General features: G+C 71.4%; 14 protein-coding genes. 9 read left to right on the forward strand and 5 right to left on the reverse strand.

What is annotated here, in order from left to right; translation table 11 throughout:
- Positions 1-16 precede the first annotated feature (16 nt).
- From FBZ83_RS08335 to FBZ83_RS08365, 7 genes are read left to right on the forward strand one after another with little or no spacing between them, the layout of a single operon-like run.
- Positions 17-1,081, forward strand: a complete 1,065-nt coding sequence (locus tag FBZ83_RS08335) for a patatin-like phospholipase family protein (protein WP_145673995.1) — start codon at positions 17-19, stop codon at positions 1,079-1,081.
- Positions 1,078-2,256 (forward strand): alanine racemase, encoded by a 1,179-nt coding sequence (gene alr, locus FBZ83_RS08340; protein ID WP_145682000.1) that lies wholly within the window; start codon positions 1,078-1,080, stop codon positions 2,254-2,256. Before FBZ83_RS08335 ends, alr begins: the two co-directional genes overlap by 4 nt.
- Positions 2,253-3,494: an ABC transporter substrate binding protein gene (locus FBZ83_RS08345; RefSeq protein WP_247888215.1), complete on the forward strand. Its 1,242-nt coding sequence runs from the start codon at positions 2,253-2,255 to the stop codon at positions 3,492-3,494. The genes alr and FBZ83_RS08345 overlap by 4 nt, the downstream gene beginning before the upstream one ends.
- 3 nt (positions 3,495-3,497) lie before the next feature.
- A complete protein-coding gene (locus tag FBZ83_RS08350) occupies positions 3,498-6,041 on the forward strand; it encodes an MFS transporter (RefSeq protein WP_145682001.1) in 2,544 nt (847 codons plus the stop codon).
- Positions 6,038-6,565, forward strand: coding sequence for a GNAT family N-acetyltransferase (locus FBZ83_RS08355; protein ID WP_145682002.1), 528 nt, complete (start codon positions 6,038-6,040; stop codon positions 6,563-6,565). Before FBZ83_RS08350 ends, FBZ83_RS08355 begins: the two co-directional genes overlap by 4 nt.
- A 44-nt stretch (positions 6,566-6,609) precedes the next feature.
- Entirely contained in the window at positions 6,610-8,751 is a 2,142-nt protein-coding gene (locus tag FBZ83_RS08360; RefSeq protein WP_145682003.1) for an adenylate/guanylate cyclase domain-containing protein, read from the forward strand.
- Positions 8,752-8,766: 15 nt separating this feature from the next.
- Positions 8,767-9,807 carry a DctP family TRAP transporter solute-binding subunit gene (locus FBZ83_RS08365; RefSeq protein WP_145682004.1) on the forward strand — a complete coding sequence of 347 codons (1,041 nt, stop codon included), beginning with the start codon at positions 8,767-8,769 and terminating at the stop codon, positions 9,805-9,807.
- Between the two features lie 22 nt (positions 9,808-9,829).
- On the opposite strand, the gene FBZ83_RS08370 is transcribed toward FBZ83_RS08365, so the two are convergent.
- Both FBZ83_RS08370 and FBZ83_RS08375 read right to left on the reverse strand, forming a co-directional pair.
- Positions 9,830-10,381 (reverse strand): hypothetical protein, encoded by a 552-nt coding sequence (locus tag FBZ83_RS08370; protein WP_247888216.1) that lies wholly within the window; start codon positions 10,379-10,381, stop codon positions 9,830-9,832.
- 144 nt (positions 10,382-10,525) lie between these two features.
- The gene (locus FBZ83_RS08375; RefSeq protein WP_247888217.1) at positions 10,526-11,392 is read right to left on the reverse strand and encodes a helix-turn-helix domain-containing protein; all 867 of its coding nucleotides are present in this window, start codon (positions 11,390-11,392) and stop codon (positions 10,526-10,528) included.
- 776 nt (positions 11,393-12,168) lie between these two features.
- Here FBZ83_RS08375 and FBZ83_RS08380 point away from each other — a divergent pair.
- Positions 12,169-13,401, forward strand: a complete 1,233-nt coding sequence (locus FBZ83_RS08380; RefSeq protein WP_145682007.1) for a plasmid replication protein — start codon at positions 12,169-12,171, stop codon at positions 13,399-13,401.
- A gap of 36 nt (positions 13,402-13,437) precedes the next feature.
- Here the strand turns inward: FBZ83_RS08380 and FBZ83_RS08385 are convergent, their stop codons facing one another.
- From FBZ83_RS08385 to FBZ83_RS08395, 3 genes are all read right to left on the reverse strand, one after another.
- Positions 13,438-13,893: a MarR family winged helix-turn-helix transcriptional regulator gene (locus tag FBZ83_RS08385; RefSeq protein ID WP_145682008.1), complete on the reverse strand. Its 456-nt coding sequence runs from the start codon at positions 13,891-13,893 to the stop codon at positions 13,438-13,440.
- 114 nt (positions 13,894-14,007) lie between these two features.
- On the reverse strand, positions 14,008-14,427 hold the full coding sequence (locus FBZ83_RS08390) for an organic hydroperoxide resistance protein (RefSeq protein ID WP_109068709.1): 420 nt from the start codon (positions 14,425-14,427) through the stop codon (positions 14,008-14,010).
- A 190-nt stretch (positions 14,428-14,617) separates the two neighbouring features.
- A complete protein-coding gene (locus FBZ83_RS08395) occupies positions 14,618-15,298 on the reverse strand; it encodes a lysozyme inhibitor LprI family protein (protein ID WP_145682009.1) in 681 nt (226 codons plus the stop codon).
- Between the two features lie 443 nt (positions 15,299-15,741).
- Between FBZ83_RS08395 and FBZ83_RS31380 the strand changes: the two genes are divergently transcribed.
- Positions 15,742-15,912, forward strand: coding sequence for an RSP_7527 family protein (locus tag FBZ83_RS31380; protein WP_186466010.1), 171 nt, complete (start codon positions 15,742-15,744; stop codon positions 15,910-15,912).
- Positions 15,913-15,956: the final 44 nt, after the last annotated feature.

Consider the following 15,956-nt stretch of genomic DNA (forward strand, 5'->3'; position numbering starts at 1 on the left):
ACGACCGGAGTCATCCATGCCCGACCAGACCATGCCCGCCCCCGCCGTCCAGCCCGCCAACCGGAAGAGCGCCAAGCCGATCAACCTCGCGCTCCAGGGGGGCGGCGCCCACGGCTCCTTCACCTGGGGCGTGCTCGACCGCATCCTGGAGGACGGGCGCCTGACCATCGACGGTATCGTCGGCACCAGCGCCGGCGCGATGAACTGCGCCGTCACCGCCTATGGCCTGACCATCGGTGGTCCCGAGGGGGCGCGGAGCAAGCTGCGCGAGTTCTGGCGCCGCATCTCCGACGAGGCGAAGAAGGGACCGCTCCAGCCGACCCCGCTCGACAAGATGTTCAGCAAGGGGAACATGGACTTCTCCCCGCTCTGGCAGATGTTCGACGCGCTGTCGCGCATGATGTCGCCGTACGAGCTGAACCCCATGAACATGAACCCGCTGCGCGACGTGCTGTCGGACGTGGTGGACTTCAAGCGGCTGCGCAAGGCGCCGGCCTGCAAGACCTTCATCGCGGCGACCGACGTCTGCGCCGGCCGGCTGAAGGTGTTCGGCCCGAAGGACATCTCGGTGGACGCGGTGCTCGCCTCGGCCTGCCTGCCCTTCCTGTTCCAGGCGGTACAGGTCGGCAACGCCTTCTACTGGGACGGCGGCTATTCCGGCAACCCGCCGCTGTTCCCGCTGATCGACCAGTGCGACAGCCGCGACATCCTGATCGTCCAGATCAACCCGGTCCGCGTGCCGGTGCCGCCGCGCACCGCCCGCGAGATCATGGACCGCGTCAACACGCTCAGCTTCAACTCCAGCATGATGCGCGAACTGCGCGTCGTCGATTTCGTCTCGAAGCTGATCGATTCCGGCGAGCTGAGCCCGGACAAGCACAAGAAGATGCACATCCACACCGTCGATGCCGAAGAGGTGGTGGAGAAGCTGGGCGTCACCAGCAAGCTGAACGCCGACTGGGACTTCCTGACCTACATGTTCGAAACGGGCCGCCACAAGGCCGAGGAGTTCCTGGACCAGCACTTCGACAAGATCGGCCGGGAATCCTCGACCGACATCAGCGCGAAGTTCCTTGCATGACGGGAACGCGGACGGGCCGGCGGGGCAGCACCACCGCCTGGGCGGACATCGATCTGCACGCCCTCGGCCGGAACCTGGAACGGCTGCGCCACGGCCTTCCCGGCCAAGCGGTCTTCGGCGTGGTCAAGGCGGACGCCTATGGCCACGGCGCCGGGCCGGTCGGCCGGGCGCTTCAGCGGTTCGGGATCGACGGGCTGGTGGTCGCCGACATGGGCGAGGGAATCACCCTGCGGCGGGCCGGGATCACCGCCCCCATCCTGGTGATCGACCCGCCGTTGCCCAGCCAGCTCCGGCTGCCCGCCCTGCACCGGCTGGGCGCCACCGTCACCAGCGCGGCGGAGGCGCGGGCGCTCGCCACCGCCGCCAACCGCGCCGGGCGGACGGTGGAGGTGCATGTCCGGGTGAACACCGGCTTCGCCGGTTTCGGGGTGCCGCGGGCGGAGCTGACCGACCTGCTGGCCGCGGTCGCCGCCGCGCCGGCGCTGCGGCTCGAGGGGCTCTACACCCACCTGTCCGGCGCCTACGGCCCCTATGAGGACGGCGGGCTGGCGGAGCTGGAACGGTTCGGCGAGGCGGTCGAGGCGGCGCGGGCCGCCGGACGGCTGCCGGCGCTGGTCCATGCGCTCAGCAGCCCGGCCCTCGACCGGCCTCTGCTGACCGGGGCCGCGGCGCGCATCGGCTGCACGGCGGTGCGCTGTGGTGCGGCCCTGTTCGGCATCCGCATGGCCGACGGGGACCCGCCCCTGCCCCTGGCCCCGGTGATGAGTGTGAAGGCCCGCGTCTCCCGCGTGACGGCCCTGGAACCGGGTGACGTCGCCGATTACGCCGCCGCCGGCGCGGCGCCCCGGCGCACGCCGGTGGCGGTCCTGCCCTTCGGCTTCGCCGACGGCCACCACCTGCACCGGCTGGCTGGCGGGGTCCTGCTGATCCGGGGGCGCCCGGCGCCGGTCCTGGGGCGCGCCTTCATGAGCAGCCTTCTGGCCGACGTGACGGACATCCCCGACGTCCAGCCGGGCGACGAGGCGGTCCTGATCGGGCGGCAGGGTGATCACCGGATCACCGCGGAAACCCTCGCGGCGCGGTCCGGGCTGCGCCCCAGCGCGGTCCCGCTTCTCGGACCGCGGGTCGTCCGCCGCTACCGATCGAACGCCGCGAGGGAGGACCAGACGGAATGAGCAAACCGGTCCCAGCCTCCCACCGCCGAACCCCGGCGGACGCGCCCGGAGCCGCGACGATGACCCGCCGCGACTGGTTGGCCGGGGCCATCAGCACCGGAGCGATCAGCGCTAGGGTCATCAGCGCTGGAGCCGCCGGCCTCGCCGCCCTTTGCCCGCCGTCCCAGGCCCTGGCCGCCCCCCGCCCGCTGCCGTCGGTCCGGGAGGTTCCGCGGCGCTGGCGGATCGGCTACGCCGAATCCATGCCCTACGGCAATTACGCCGCGACGCTCGCCGCCATCCTGGGCGAGCTGGAGCGGATGGGCTGGACCGGCCCGCTGACAGGCCTGCCCTACCGGCCGGGGCAGACCGACACCGCCGGCCTGTGGTCCTGGCTGTCCGCCCGCGCCGGCAGCCCGGTTCTCGACTTCGTCCCCGACGCCCACGCCACCAACCTGACGGCCGAGGGCGCCGCCGCGCTGGTGCGGCGTCTGCAGGACCCGGGCGACATCGACCTGATGATCGTCATGGGCACGGTCGCCGGCGTCGCCCTGGCGACCGACGCCCACCGGGTGCCGGTCCTCGCCTTCTCCTGCACCAACCCGATCGCCGCCGGGATCGTCGAGTCGGAAACCGACACCGGGCGCGACCATGTGTGGGCGCATCTCGACCCGCGGCGGTTCCAGCGCCAGCTGTCCATCTTCCACAGGACCTTCCGATTCCAGCGTCTGGGCATCGCCTACGACGACAGCCCGACGGGGCGGGCCATCGCCTCGCTGCCCGACATAGAGGCGTCGGCCGAACGGCTCGGCTTCGCGCTGGTGCGGCGGCACGTCCGCGCGCCGATCGACCATCTCGACCAGTACCGCTACGAAGTCGAGCTGACCGACGCCTGGGAGGCGCTGTCGCGCGAGGCGGAGGCCGTCTACATCACCTACGGGCGCTGGCCGCTGGACCGCTTCTCCCAACTGGTCCGGCCCTTCCTGAAACGGCGCGTCCCGACCTTCTCGCAGCTCGGCCCCGAGGAGGTGGAGCGCGGCGCGCTGATGAGCATCGCCCGCGCCGACATGGCGGGCATCGGCCATTTCGGCGCCGCCACCCTCGCCCGCGTCATGACCGGCGAGCCGCTGCGCCACCTGCCGCAGGTCTATTTCGACACGCCCTCCATCGCCTGGAACGCCGCGACGGCGGCGGCCATCGGCTACCGCATCCCCTTTCCGGCGCTGCTGGCGGCGGATTCACTGCACGGAGTGCTCTAAGCCATGGCCTCGTCCGGTGCCGCGCAAGGCCGCTCCGGCCCGCTCCGCGCCTTCCTGGTGTCGGTGCTCCTGGTCGGGGTGACTCTGGCCTTCAGCCTGAGCATCAATCTCGGCTCCTTCCGCCAGAACTACGCGGGCGCGCTGATGGCCGCCTTCGCGGTGGTCGGCGGCAAGACCGTCGAGAACGTCCAGGACGCGCTGGGCTACGGCAAGCCGCTCGACGACTTCTACGGGCTGGAGGCGATCCTCGACCAGCTCGCCGCCAACCTGCCCTGGGCGCGGGGGATCGGGGTGGCGGTGGCGGACGGGCGCGTCGTCGCCACCGCCCGGGGGCGGCCCGTGGAGCCGATGCCGGAGGCCACCCTGCGCCGCGCCCGCGCCGAGCTGGAGCGGCGCACCCTCTGGTTCCGGCACGATGCCGACAACGGCACCTACGTCCTCTATCTGCCGATCCGCAACCCCGGCGAGGCGGAGCGGGACGACCGGAAAGCGGACGCCCCCGCCGGCTTCCTGATCATCCAGTCCGACAGCGCCCGGGTCGACGACCGGGTCGAGGAGTTCCGCGACCGCACCCTGCCGCAGCTGCTGTGGACGGGGCTGGGGACGGTCGGCTTTCTCGGCCTGACCGGTCTGGTGATGGCCTTCGGCCTGCGCCGTGCGCCGGAAGGGCGCCGGGTCCGACTGGAGCGCCTGCGCCGGCTGCTGGCGCTCGGCGCGATGCTGGCCGCCCAGACCGCGGCGGCGGCGGAATGCTACACGCTGATCTCCACCGCCCATCTGGAGGCCGCCGAACAGGCGACCCAGATCGTCGCCCGGATGATCCGCAACGACGTCGAGTCGGTGGTCCGCCGTGGGCTCGACTACGGGTCGCTGGCCGGGGTCGACGGCTATTTCGAGCGCATCCGCGCCAGCATGCCGACCCTGCAATCCATCGAGCTGGCCCTCCCCGGCGCCACCCCGCCGAGCCACGACGCCCGCCACATCGTGAGCGGCGTCCCCTTCCTGTCGGACATGCCGGACGTGACGCTGCGCTGGCCGCTCGCCCAGGACCGCGGCGGCGAGGCCCGTGAGCTGGTGGCCGTGGTGGATGGCGACCGGGTGGCCGCGCAGCTGACCGAGTTCGGGCTGGACATGGCGACCATCCTCGTCACCTCGCTGCTGTTCATGTTCGAGATGGACCGCGTTCTCGGCGGGAGGACGCGGATGGCCCGCCGCTCGGGCGACGGTCGCTCCCAGACCGGCAGGGCCGAACCGGGCAGGCCCATGCCGGGCGCGAGCGGCGATTTCGCCGGCTCCATCCGCTTCTCGGCCTTTCTGATGTATTTCGGCGCCTTCTTGCCGGTGTCCTTCGTCCCGCTGCTGATGACCAGCTTCGGCGGGGCCCCCTTTCCCCTGCTCTCGCCGTCCCAGATGGCCGCGGCGCCGCTGACCGCGGAAATGCTCTGCGGGGTCGCCGCAGCGCTGGCCGCCGGACGGCTGACCGGCCGGTTCGGCTGGCGGGCGGTCTCGCTGGCCGGCTTTGCGACGGCGTCGGCGGGGATGGCGCTGGCCGCTGTGGCGGCGGTGGTCGCCGACCCAATGCTGTTCGTGCTGGCCCGCGGGCTGAGCGGCGCCGGCAGCATGGTCGGGCTGATCGCCGCGAACGCCCTGATCGGGCGGCTGCGCGGGGTTTCCGACACGTCCGCTCTGCAATCCGGACTGTTCGCCGGCATGTACGCCGGCGTGAATTGCGGGGCCGTGTCGGGTGCCCTGCTCTCCACCACCTACGGGCCGGTGACGGTGTTCGCCGGGGGGGCGGTGATCCCGGTCGCCGGGCTGCTTTACACCGCGTTCGGCGTTCCCCGCCTGCCCGGAACCGTCCCGCCGGGCGTGCATTGCGTGCCGGCGGCGGTTCCCACCCCGTGCGGGATGGCCCACCCCCGGCACCGGCGCATCAAGGTGCCGCTGTTCCTGGCGCTGATCTCCCTGCCCACCGCGGTGGCGGCGATGTTCCTGCCCTTCTATCTGCCGCTGTTCATCGCGGACCTCGGCCTGTCGTCGGCGACGGTGGGCCGCGCCTACCTGCTGCACGGCCTGTGCGTCGTGCTGGCCGGGCCGCTGCTGACCCGGATGGCAGCGCGTCGCCTGCCGATCCCGGGGGTGACGTTGCTGTCCGCGGCGATGATCGCCGGGGCGCTGGCCCTGTTCGGCCTCCAGGCGTCGCTGTGGACGGCCTTCGCCACGGTGTTCCTGATCGGGCTCGCGGAGAGCTTCGGGCTGTCCGCCCAGGTCCATCATGCCGAGCTTCTGGCGGCGCGCGAGGCGCGGAGGCGCGATTCCGTGCTGGCCCTGCACGTCAACACCCGCAAGCTCGGGCAGGCCGCCGGACCGCTGCTGTTCGGCACGCTGGCCGCCGCCGTCCCGCTGGGCGCCGGACCGGAGGGGGTGGGGATGATCGGCGGACTGCTGGCCGGCAGCCTGCTGCTCTTCGCCCTGCTGACGTGGCGGCGGGCCGCACCGCACCGCACCGGGCGTGCGCCACACGCGCGGACGGAGGGCGGGCGATGACCGGCCTGCGCTTCGCCCTTCTGCCGCCGGACGCGCTGGGCGCCGTCCTGGCGCTGCAGCGGCAGGCCTGCGGCCCCCTCATGCACCCGCTCACCGAGGCCGAGCTGTCGGAGATGCTGGCCGGACCGGCGGAGGGCCATGGCGTGGTGCTCGGCGCCCTGGCCGACCGCGCGCTCGCCGGTTTCCTCGCCGTGCAGTTCCCCGGCCGGTCCGCCCACAATCTGGGCCGTGACTATGGTCTTCCGGACGGGGACCTCGACCGGGCACTGCACTTCACCGGCATCCTGGTGCATCCGGACCGTCGCGGGCAGGGCCTGCACCGGCGCCTGATCGAAGCCGCCGCCCACGGAGCGCTGCCGCCGGACCGGCACCGCTACTGGTTCGCCACCGTCCGGCCCGAGAACACGGCGAGCGTGCGCGGGATGCTGTCGGTCGGCATGCGCGTCTTCGCCCGCAAGCCCAAGCACGACGGGCACGACCGCCTTCTCTTCGTCCGCGACCTGTCCGCCCCGGCCGGCGGCTGAGGCGCCCCTTGTCCCTGCTCCCCTGGCCCTCCGGAGACCGCCCGATGTCCCAAACGCCGTACCGGATACGCCTGCGCGTGGGAATCGCGCTGGTCTTCCTGCTGACGACGGTGCCGCTGATCGCGGTGATGCTCAGCTATCTCTATCATGAGAATTCCCGCACCGCGCTGGAGGTCGCGTCGCAGTCCATCGCGCGCACCACCCAGACGGTCACCAACGACCTGAACGGTCTGGTCAGCCCGGTGGCCCGCGTCGCCGAGGCGATGGCCGGCTTCGGGCGGATCGACCGGAACGGGTTGCGCCGCATCGAATCGCTGCGCTACTTCTCCGACGCCCTGGCCACCCTGCCGCAGCTCGCCTCGCTCTATGTCGGCTTCGCCGGGGACGGCGCCTTCTTCCAGATGGCGCGGCTGGCGCCCGACGGCGGGCGCTTCGGACCCGCCACCCCGCCGCCGGGCAGCGCGCTCGCCCTGCGCATGCAGGATTCCAGTTCGGGCCGGTTCGCCGATTCCTACTTCTATTTGCGCTCCTGGGGGCAGGTCACCGGCGTGGAGCGGGCGGAGGCGACGGAAGACCCGCGCACCGCTCCCTGGTACGTGACGGCGCAGAAGGCCGGAGCGGCGGTGATGTCCGACGCCTTCGTGCTGCCGGCGACCCGGCGGCCAGTGGTCACCGTCTCCTACCGGATGGCCACCGACGACGGGGTGCCCATCGGGACCATCGGGGCCGACGTTTCGCTGGACCGGCTGGCGGCCCGGCTGGACGCCCTGCGCATCGGCCCCTCCGGGGCGGTGTTCGTGATCGACGGCACCGGGCGGGTGATCTGCCACAACCGGGCCGACCTGCTGGTCGGCGGCGACGGGGCGGCGGCGGCGCTCCACACCACCGCGACCTTCCCCGACCCGGTGCTGGCCGAGGCGGTGGAGCGCCGCAACAGCGGGGCCGGCGACCGCTTCATCGCGCCGCTGGGGCCGCAGGGCCGCGACTACATCGTCGAGTTCGCGACGCTGGCCGACGGGATCGGCAGCGGCTGGACCGTCGGCGTGGCGGTGGAGGTGGACGAGTTCGTCGGTTCGCTGCGCCGCGCCACCTACCGCATCGTCGTGATCGGCGCCGGGCTGCTGGCGGTGTCGGTGCTGCTGCTGCTCTGGCTGTCGCACCGGCTGACCCGCCCGATGCAGGACATCGTGTCGGAGACCAAGCGCATCCGTCATTTCGACCTGACCGGCCGCTTCGCCGTCCGCACCCGCGTGCAGGAGGTGGCGGAACTGGCCGGCGCCGTGGAGGCCATGAAGGGCGGGCTGCGCCGCTTCGGCGCCTATGTGCCCAAGGCGCTGGTGCGCGACATCATCGTGACCGGCGACGGCGGCGAGCTGGGCGGCGAGACGCGCCCCCTCAGCATCCTGTTCAGCGACATCGCCGGCTTCACCGCCACCAGCGAGTCCATGCCGCCGCAGCAGGTGCTGGACCGGCTGACCACCTATTTCGAGCGGATGACCGCCTGCATCCACGGCCACGGCGGCACGGTGGACAAGTTCATCGGCGACGCCATCATGGCCTTCTGGAACGCGCCGCGCCCCGACCCCGACCATGCGGAGCACGCCTGCCTCGCCGCGCTCGGCTGCCTGTCGGTCAACCGCGCCATCAACGACGCCTGCCTTGCCGCCGGCATGCCGCCGATGCCGACCCGCTTCGGCCTGCATCTGGGGGAGGTGGTGGTGGGCAACGTCGGCTCCTCCGACCGCATGCAATACACGGCACTCGGCTCCCACGTGAATCTCGCCTCGCGCATCGAGGGGCTGAACAAGGTCTACGGCACCAGCATCCTGGTCACCGGGGCGGTGGAGCACGCGGTGCGCGGGCGCTTCCTGTTCCGGCCTGTCGATCTCGCCGTGCCCTCGGGCCTGTCGGCGCCGATCGAGCTGTTCGAGCTGGTCGGCGCGCTGAACCCGCATTCGGCCTTCGCCCGCCCGCCGGAGACCCACGACCTGTGCCGCCAGTGGCACGTCGCCGTCTCGCTCTACCGCGGCCGGCGCTGGTCGGCCGCGCTCGACCTGCTGCGGCCGCTGGCCGACGAGCCGGAGGTGGCGGCGCTGGCCCGGCTCTACATCGCGCGCTGCGAGCGGCTGATCGCCGACCCGCCCGGCGACGGCTGGGACTCCGCCGAGCATTTCAAGACCAAGTAGCCAGAAGAGGACGCGATGAAAAGCAGATGGACGGCGCGGCTGTTGGCCGCCTGCACGGTACTGGCGCTGGCGCTCGCCGCCGCCGGGGTGTCCGCCGAGACGGTCATCAAGCTGGCCCACCCCAACCGCAACGACGCCTTCGACAACACCGCCGGGGCCATGGCGATCGTCTTCAAGAACCATGTGGAGGTGGCGACCGAGAAGCGCGTGCGCGTGGAGATCTTTCCCGAAGGCCAGATGGGCCGCGACGGCGACGCGGTGAAGCTGGTCCGCCAGGGGACCATCCAGTCGGCCATCTCCTCGGTCGGCGGGGTGGCGCCGCTCTATCCGATGCTGGCGGTCATCGACTTGCCCTTCGCCTATTCCTCGGTCGCCAACGCCTACGACGTCTTCGACGGCCCCTTCGGCCACCGGCTGGCCGAGGAGATCCGGCGCAAGGCGGGCCTCGCCGTGCTGGGCTTCGGCGATCCCGGCGGGTTGTTCACCATCACCAACTCCAAGCGCCCGATCCGCCAGCCCGAGGACATGAAGGGGCTGAAGATCCGCACCATGGATCTGGAGACGCACCGCACCATGATCGGCAGCCTGGGCGGCACGCCGGTCAACGTCGCTTGGTCGGACCTCTACAACGCGCTCGGCACCGGCGCGGTGGACGGCCAGATGAACCCGGTGCCGATCGTCCGCTTCGCCCGCTTCGACGAGGTGCAGCGCCATCTGACGCTGAGCAACCACCTGTTCCTCCCCTATGTCTGGGTGATGAACGCCAAGTTTCTGGACGACCTCGCGCCCAGCGACCGCGCGGCCGTGACGAACGGCGCCCGGCTGGCCGTCGTCGCCAGCCGCGGCCTCAGCCGCCTGATCGAATCGTCGGACCGCGGCCTGCCGCCGCTGGCGCAGCGCATGGAGGTCCACACGCTGACCCCGCGCGAGGCGGAGGCGTTCCGCAAGGTGACCCAGCCCGCGGTGCGGCAGGCCATCGAACGGCGGTTCGGCGCCGAGGGAGTCGAGATGCTGGCCGCCTTCGAACGGGCGATCCGCGAGGAGCGGACGCCGTAGGCGGCGCAGCCGGGCGGTCAGCTCATCCCATCCGCCGGACCGCTCCCCCGGCCAGCGCGCGCAACCGTCCGGCGCGGCCGTGGCCCGTCCCCTCGCCCACGCCGTCTCCAGACGCGCTCGCCGCCGCTGCCGCGATCACCGACAGCCGCCGCGCCAGCGCCCATTCCGGTGCGCAAGCCTCCTCGCACAGCGCCCGCATCTCCGCGATGGACGGGCGCCATTTCTGCGTGCGGCGCCAGGTTCGTGCCGCCGCGTCGACCGCCCAGGCCGGGAACTCGCCGAGGTCCTCCGCCCAGTCGAGCGCGACCAGATGCTCCACCTCCGGCGCGGTTCCCTTGGCCGGGTAGTGGCTGAGCAGGGCCAGGACGCGGGCGAGCAGATGGTCCGGCGACGCCGGGGCCAGGATGGAGCCGGTCAACTCATCGAGCGCCCGCCGCGCCATCAGGGCCTGTTGGTCGGTCACGCCATCGGGTGGGCTCCACTCCTCGGTCACCCCGTCGAAGCCGCGGTCGCCGAAGCGCGGGCGGCGCTCCAGCCGTCCGGAGGCAAGGACGTCCCGGAGGGGTGTTGGCAAGGCTGAAACCAGCGTGGCGCGGCGCTCGGCCGCGGGGGCGGACGGGTCGAAGGCCGGGGGCGGACGGGTTGGCAAGGGCGTTACGACCGAGGGGCTTGGCCCCCTGGGCGGAGCGGAACGCGGCTGTGCGGCCATGGTGTGTCCTTACCTCCAGACGGGTTTGCTGGCTTGCGGACCGTGGTCCTGGGCCGCGTTCAGCTTCGCCGCCGCGGCCATCCAGGCACCAAGCTTCTGTTCGGGAACGGGAACGTTCGATGCCGGCCTTGCGGGGGTGGCGGGGCTCATCGGGCGGAGCATCGGCGCCTTGCCAGCGGCGGCGTCCTGAGTCAGCCACGCTTTCCAGGCGGCCCCGGCGTCGCGGTAGCGGTAGCCGTGGGCTTGGCAGCGCAAGCGGAACCCTTCGGCATGGCGGTCGAGATCCACCCCGGCGAAGCGGCGTTCGGCCCAGGCGCGATCCCCCGCATCCGGGGTCCAGCCGTCCGGTACGGCCTGGGCAGGCCCGCGCGAGGTGTGCGAGTCCGGAGTCTGTTCGGATTCCGGCTGTTTCTGTCGCACCGCCGCACATGGGGAGTCGGCGGGAGCGACATCCTTGGCCGACGGCTGCACAGGGGGCATTGTGGCGGGAATCGCGGTTCGGCCGTCGGCTGTGGCGGCCGTTGGAATCGCGCCGTCGCCGGGGACCAGCCGCAGCCGGTACAGGCATGACAGCCGTCCGCCCGAGGCGGAGCGGCGGGACTCCCTCGCGATCACCCCGGATTCGGCGAGATGGCCGAGGATGCGGTTCACCGTGCTGCGGCTGCGCTTCAGCGCGGTGGCGAGGGTTGCCTGGGACGGCCAGCATTCGCCGCGGGCGTTGGCGTAGGTCGCCAGCGCCGCCAGGACGGCCAGTCCGTCGGCGTCGATGGCGGGATGGCCGAGCCACCAGGCCGGAATCCGGCCCCATCGCCCGCTGTCGGCGGGAGGGCCGGAGTCCGGCGCGTCGTCCAAAGGCGTGTCGTCACGGGGTGTCATGATGCGGTCTCCGCAAGGCAAACGGGACCGGCTCCGCACGGAATGCGGGCCGGTGGCTTTGCGGATCAGGATTCCCAGCGGCGCGCTCTTCTTCAAACCGCGGGCAATCGCTCCATAGCCGGGCATGGAGCGGTAACCCGCGCCGTTGAAGCCCTGGCCCGCGCTCCTGGAGCCTTTGCCCGCCGCTATGGAGCGACAGCCCGCGCTTCATCGCCGAATCGGAATCCTGGAGCGGCAACCCGCAGCCCTGGAGCGATAGCCCGCGCCCTTGGAGTCGGACGCATGGAGCGACAGGCCGCGGCTGGAGCGCCGGAGTATGGAGCAACAGCCCGCGGTTCGGCGGATGATCCTCCGTCCGCTATGGAGCGATATCCCGCGGGTATGGAGCGACAGCCCGCGCCCCGCCCTCTGCACCCGCCCCTGGGTGGGAAGCCGGCGGCGAGCAAAGGATGGAGCTTTTGCTCGCGCTTCGCCGCTCCTCCCCCTGGAGTTCCGACTCGCGGGGAGACTCGCGGCCCTGGAGCGATAGCCCGCGCCTCGCTCCGCGCCATGGCCCCTGCCGGGGCTGAGCGATTCGCACCGGGGGACGGAGTCGCGGACAGAGTCGAAGGATGTCAACGCCATGCCGGGAAAGCGCGGGCTGTCGCTCCATACCCGCGGGCTATCGCTCCATAGGCGCGGGCAAAGGCTCCATACCGAAGGAGGTCGCCCATCACGAAGCGGTTGTCAGCGAGCGCCTCCCGCCGCATGGTCATAGCCGGGCAAGGAGGGATTGGATGAGCAAGATCGCGACACCCGGCGCGCTGCAACTGGTTCTGTTCGAGCTGGAGGACCGCTCCCAGTCGCACCTGATCGCGCTGTACGATCTGGCGCCGCGCTACGTCTTCGCCTCGCGCGACGGCGGGCGGTCCGCGGAAACCGCGCCGGCGAAGGGCAACTTCGTCGCGTCGATCAAGCGCGAGTTCACCTATCACGGCAGCACCTTCCACCTGACCATCCAGCCCGCCCGTCTGACCAAGATGGTCAACCGCGACCAGATCAGCCGCGATGACGGAGCCGCCCAGGCCGACGGCCAGACCGAGATCGAGTATGAGGTCTTCCCCGCCGAGCGCGAGCAGGTGGTGGAGCATGTGGTGCGTCGCCTCGCCATGGACCGCTCGCGCCTGTCGCTGGGTGGCGAGAACCGCGACAAGGTTCAGATGCGCTTCACCCTCTACGAGATCCAGCGCGAGCTGAAGGCGGTCGGCCACACCCTGTCGATCCGCGACATCCGCGAATCGCTGACCATCCTGGCGCGCTCGCGCATCATCATCGGCAAGCCGGCTGAGGGAGTGAAGAAGGGGCGCGGGGCCAACCTGCTGGAATCCACGGCCTTCCCGGTGCTGGCCATCCGCTCCCGCCCGGACCTGATCGGTGACGAGGGGGGCGACGAGGAGACCCACCTGCAGTTCAACCCGCTGGTTTCTTCGGCCATCCGGAACCTGGAGTTCAAGCCGGTCAGCTACCAATGGCTGATGCGGCTGAAAAGCCCGGTGTCCCGCTGGCTCTACAACCGTCTGAGCGCCGAGTACGACTATTCGGGAGCGGAGGCGCCGGGCGATCTGGGCGCCAGGGCGATGACCCTGTCGGCGGACGAGATCATCAAGAACAGCGGCATGAATGTGTGGAGCCGCCGCCGCGACACGCTGCGCGCGGTGACCTCGGCGGTGGACGCCCTGGTCGAGGAAGGCATCCTGACCAGCGCGGAGAAGCTCTACGACAAGGTGGGCGCCCGCATCGAGGGGATCACCTACGTGATGCTGCCCAGCGCCAAGTTCCTGGCCCAGGTGCGCAAGGCGCAGGCGGTGGAGAGCGCCAACGTCGCGGCCATGCGGGCGATCACCGGCGACGACCGTCGGCCGACCGACTTCGTGCCGGTCACCACCGCTGCGACGGTGGAGACCCGCGCCCGCCGTGCCAAGCGGCTGACCGAGGAGCCGCCGCGCCTGCCGATGGCCGAGGCCGGCTGAAAAGAGCTGGTTAACAAGGGCCCGTCGCGGCCGGGCTCAGTCCCGGTCGGCGGCGGCGTTCAGCGAGTCGCGCAGGCGCAGCAGGGCGTCGCGCAGACCGGCGAGGTCGGGCAGCGGGCAGTTCGCCGCGGCCGCGATGTGCTCGGGCAGCGCCATCGCCCGCTCGCGCAGGTCGGTGCCCTGCGGAGTCAAATGGATGCGGACCAACCGTTCATCCGCCGGATCGCGCCCGCGGGTGACCAGCCCCTGCCCTTCCATCCGCTTCAGCAGCGGGGTCAGCGTGCCGCTGTCGAGCATCAGCCGCTCTCCCAGGGCCTTCATGGTCTGGCCGTTCTGTTCCCAGAGGAGGAGCATGACCAGATACTGCGGGTAGGTCAGTTCCAGCGCTTCCAGCAGCGGGCGGTACACCCGCGTCATCGCCAGATTCGCCGAGTAGAGGGCGAAGCAGGCTTGGTTGGCCAGAAGCAGCGGGTTGTCGTTCTCGGTGCTCATCGTTCGGGGGTTCCCAGCCAGGGACGCGTCGCGGGCCTGTTGCGCGCGACCCCATAGCGCATGGGGATATGGCACGCAACACGCCCGCAAGCGAGAAACCCTGTTATGCGCCCGTTACGCGATGACCGTGTTCACCGCGATGTTGCCCTTGGTCGCGTGGCTGTACGGGCAGACCTTGTGGGCGCGGGCCACCAGATCCTCGGCCGCCGCCTTGTCCAGACCGGGCAGCGACACGGTGAGGTCCACCGCGAGGCCGAAGCCCTCGCCGTCGTCGCGCGGGCCGATGCCGACCTGGGCGGTGACGGTGGCGTCCGCCGGAACGGCGATCTTGTCGCGGCCGCCGACGAACTTCATGGCGCCGATGAAGCAGGCCGAATAGCCGGCGGCGAACAGCTGCTCGGGGTTGGTGGCGCCGCCCTTGCCGCCCAGCTCCTTCGGGGCGGCCAGCGCCACCGACAGCAGGCCGTCGTCGCTCTCCGCCTTGCCGTCACGCCCGCCGGTCGCCGTGGCCTTGGCCGTGTAGAGGGTCTTCATTGCGTGCACTCCTTGAACAGATGGATCGTTTCGATCAGGGAAGCGGGTTGCCGCTTGTTGTCGAAAAAGACCATCGCGCAAAATCGAATTGCGCGCAATGTTATTGGTTATGCGCAATCGCATTGCGCGCAATGCATCTTGGGAATGGCCTCCAGGCACGCTCTTCGCAGGGACGGGCCGGAGGGCGCCGTCAGGGACTGCGCCGGTAGCTCCAGAGGACGCTGCCGTTGTGGCCGCACCAATAGCCGCTGGCGGCGCGGTTGGGCTCCAGGTCGGGGATGACGACCCCGCCGTCCTTCGCGGCGACCAGGATCAGGCCGCCGCCCTCGGCGTCGGGCGTGCCGACGATCAGCCGCCCCTGGTCGTCCAGCCGCCCGATGCCGGAGAAATTGCAGATCCAACGCCCCGCCGATGGCTCGGCGCCGCTGACGCTGACGGCGACCGTCCCGTCGCGCAGGGCGATGGCGGCGATGCCGATGAAGCCCTCGTGGTCGAAGCGCCCCACATAGCGTCCGATGGGCGACGCGGGTGCGGCCGGATCGTTGCGGAAGGACAGGACCGCCACGCGCCCGTCATAGGCGCGGCGCAGGCAGGCCGCGTCGGCGCGGCAGGAATCGCGGTCGCGCAGCCACGCCCGCTGGTCGGCCTTCACCGCCGCCCCGGCCGTGCCCTCCTCCGGGCTGGCGCCGGACAGCTGCTCCAGAGCGGCGCGGTAGGACGCGGCCAGCCGCCCGTCCAGCGCGGAGAGCGCCGGGTCGGCGCAGATCGCCTTTTCCGTGGGGGTGGCGGCCTTGGAGCAGGGAAAGCCCGCCGCGCCGGCGGCGGTCGGCAAAGCCAGAAGGCCAAGGGCGAGCAGCGTTGGTCGGAGCATGCGGTTTCCCCGTCGACGGTCGGACCCCGACTCTGCCGTGGCGGCGGATCGTGGTCAACCCGTCCTCCGGGGATCGCCCGGTCCGATGTCTTTCCACCGGGCCGGAGCAGCAGGAGATCCGCGCCTCGCAGCGCTGCGGAAGTCTCCGTCGTCACAGCGCTGCGACCAACTCTTTTAACAGCGCTGCGAAGACTTGTGTTCTTAAAAGATGATGCGCCGTTTTCTTCCATGTTGTGCGCTGCATCATAGTAATGGAAGCCATGCGTTATCGGCGCGTTGGCTTTCGCGGCGGCGGTGCCATTATATCCAGGCAGGCAGCACCGCCCCTCCGCCGGCATCGCGCAGGCCCCTTACACGGCCAGCCGCCGACCCCGGCGCCCGAGCGGCTCCGCCAGAGACATTCCCATCGAACCGCGGCCCCCGATGCCGCCATGAGGACAGCCATGAACGCCGATAGCTTTGCCAACCCCCTGTCGTCCACGGAACTGCGCAACATCCGCCGCCAGGCGGAAGCCCTGCGGGCCGCCTATCTGCGCAGCCTGTTCCGCCGTCTGGTCGCGGCCTTCAGCCGTCCGGGCACCCCGGCCAACGGCGGTCTGACCGCCGCCCGCTGACGCGGCCCCCCACGGCACAGGCCCGCTGCACGCGGCCGGACAGT

The sequence above is a fragment of the Azospirillum brasilense genome (genome assembly GCF_007827815.1).
GTDB lineage: Bacteria > Pseudomonadota > Alphaproteobacteria > Azospirillales > Azospirillaceae > Azospirillum > Azospirillum brasilense_C.